Source organism: Streptacidiphilus pinicola, assembly GCF_003258295.1.
Taxonomy (GTDB): domain Bacteria; phylum Actinomycetota; class Actinomycetes; order Streptomycetales; family Streptomycetaceae; genus Streptacidiphilus; species Streptacidiphilus pinicola.
The window spans coordinates 1-2,496 of sequence record NZ_QKYN01000266.1 but is presented as its reverse complement, the minus strand read 5'-3'; the positions used below and the strand labels follow the sequence as shown (position 1 = coordinate 2,496).

Below are 2,496 nucleotides of genomic sequence, written 5' to 3'. Positions count from 1 at the left end.
CTCCCGCCGGGCCGCCCAATCCCCGCACATCGCCCCCCTCGCGCTGCCCGCCCTGGGCCGTTCCTGCGGTGCGGCCCCTGACGTCCGCCACCGGAGCCTGGGCCCGCCGGACGGCTCCCGCCGGGCCGCCCAATCCGCGCACATCGCCCCCCTCGCGCTGCCCGCCCTGGGCCGTTCCTGCGGTGCGGCCTCTGACGTCCGCCACCGGAGCCTGGGCCCGCCGGACGGCTCCCGGGGCGGCGCCCCGGGCAGCGGTTCGTCGACGATCGGAGAACATGCCCCCTGGCCGGAGGCGGTGCACGCTTGATGAAGACCCCCTGCGTGCGGAGGAGCGATGCCCGACACCACGCATCCCGAAGCCACGCCGAACGGGGCGCACGCCAGCGCGGCGGAGCGCTACCGCCCGGTCCGCGTGCTCGAGCTGGAGCTCGGCGGGCCGGGCACGCCGCTGCGGCCCACCGGCGCCGCCGCCGTCCCGCCGTTCACCCCGGCGCTGGTGCTGGTCCGGCTGCACGGGCACCCACTCGGCCTGGTCGAGGTCTCCGCGGCGGACGCCGACGGGCTGCGCCACGCGGTCCTGGACAGCGCCGGGCGCGAGCTCGCCGGCGCGATCGAGCGCCACCTGGCGGCCGACGGCGAGCGGGAGCTGGCCGGCGCCGGCCCCCACCGCTGCCTGGCCGCCCGCACCGCGCTGCTGCGGGACCCGCCGCCGGTCAGCGTCGTGATCGGGACGCACGACCGGCCGACGATGCTCCGTGACTGCCTGGACTCGGTCTTCCGGGTGGACTACCCCGAGTTCGAGGTCATCGTCGTCGACAACGCCCCGCACAGCGAGGACTCGGCGCACCTCGTGCGCGAGCGGTACCGGGGCCGGGTGCGCTACCTGCGCGAGCCGATCCCCGGCCTGTCCCGGGCCCGCAACCGGGCGCTCGCGGTCGCCGGCGGGCGGATCATCGCCTTCGCGGACGACGACACCCTCGTCGACCCGGCGTGGCTGGCCGCGGTCGCGGAGTGCTTCGCGCTCTCGGAGGCGATCGGCTGCGTCACCGGGCTGATCCTCGCCGCCGAGCTGGAGACCGCCGCCCAGGCCGCGCTGGCGCGCCACGGCGACTTCGGCAAGGGCTTCGTCCGCAAGCAGTGGTCGCTGGACGATCCGCCCGACGACCCGCTCTTCCCCTTCTCCGCCGGGCGGTACGGCTCCGGCGCCAACATGGCCGTGCGGACCGACCTGCTGCGGAGGCTCGGCGGTTTCGAACTGGCCACCGGCCCCGGCACGCACGCCCGCGGCGGCGAGGACCTGCTGGCCTTCCTCCGGGTGCTGGCGGGCGGACACGCCCTCGCCTACGAGCCGGACGCGGTGGTCTGGCACCGCAACCGGCTCACCGACGACGCGCTGACCACGCAGGCCTTCGGCTACGGCGCGGGGTTCAGCGCCTGCCTCGCCGCCTCCGTCGTCCGCGAGCCGCAGCTGGCCCCCGCGCTGCTGCGCCGGCTCCCGCGCGGTGTCGCCTTCGCCGCCGACCGCGCCCGCGCCCGTCCGGCCCGGGACGCCGACTGGACCTGGCGCCTGTCCGCGACCGAGGTGCTGGGCCTGCTCTACGGCCCGGTGGGCTACCTGCGCGCGCTGCGCCGGGTCCACCTGGACGCGCACGTGGGCCCGGAGCACGGACAGGACGCCGCCGCCTGAGCCGCGCGGAGGTCAGTGCTGCCAGACGCGGACCCACTCCACCTTCATCTGGGCCGAGTTGACCGAGGACGGCGGATGGACGGGCAGGCCCACGGCGAGGTCGAAGAGGATCTCCATCGGGACCTTGGGGATCTTCGAGGTGTCGGTGACCCAGTACCGGGCCACACCGTCGACCAGCCAGGTGAGCGAGTTCGCCTCCCAGTCGAGGGCGAAGACGTGGTAGCCGGCCGAGAAGTCCTGCGGACCGTAGGTGCCGAACTGGTAGGTGTCCTTGCCGCTGGCGCCCTTCCAGTGCACCGTCATCTGGACGTGGTGGGCGGTGCCGAGGAACTCGGCCACGTCGAGCTCCGGCGGGGAGACCCGCGAGGCGGGCATCAGCCAGAACGCCGGGAACATACCGCCCTGGGCGGGCACCTCCACTCCGGCGGCGACGTAGCCCCGGGTGAAGGTGAACTTCGGTGTGGCGTCCCAGCTGGTGCGGCCGGTGGAGATCATCCCCGAGGTCCACGCGTAGGTGTGCCCGTCGGAGCCGGTGGTGGCCTGGCGGGTGGCCGTCAGCCTGGCGGCGCCGCCGCCGACCGAGACCTGTCCGGGGAGGTACCACTCCAGCTCGTGGTTCCCCGCGTTGGTGCAGCCGTTGGCGTTCCAGTCGTAGCAGGTGACCCAGTGGGCGGGGTTGAGGCTGGAGCCGGTGAACTCGTCCTGGAAGACCAGGTGCCAGGGACCGGCCGCGGCCGGTTGCGGTCCCGGGCCGCCGGACGAGCAGCCGGCCACGGCGGCCCGCCCGCGCAGCCTCGCACACACGCCAG

Annotated in this window: 3 protein-coding genes; 2 read left to right on the top strand and 1 reads right to left on the bottom strand. The window is 75.5% G+C overall.

The genetic code is table 11. The features are described from left to right. The coding region (locus DN069_RS41185; protein WP_207892423.1) for a hypothetical protein at nt 1–307 on the top strand (307 nt) is incomplete at its 5' end. 27 nt (nt 308–334) lie between these two features. Next, a complete protein-coding gene (locus tag DN069_RS38925; RefSeq protein WP_111507953.1) occupies nt 335–1,687 on the top strand; it encodes a glycosyltransferase family 2 protein in 1,353 nt (450 codons plus the stop codon). A gap of 12 nt (nt 1,688–1,699) precedes the next feature. Here DN069_RS38925 and DN069_RS38920 read toward each other — a convergent pair. Then, the coding region (locus DN069_RS38920; protein WP_133260206.1) for a glycoside hydrolase family 16 protein at nt 1,700–2,496 on the bottom strand (797 nt) is incomplete at its 5' end.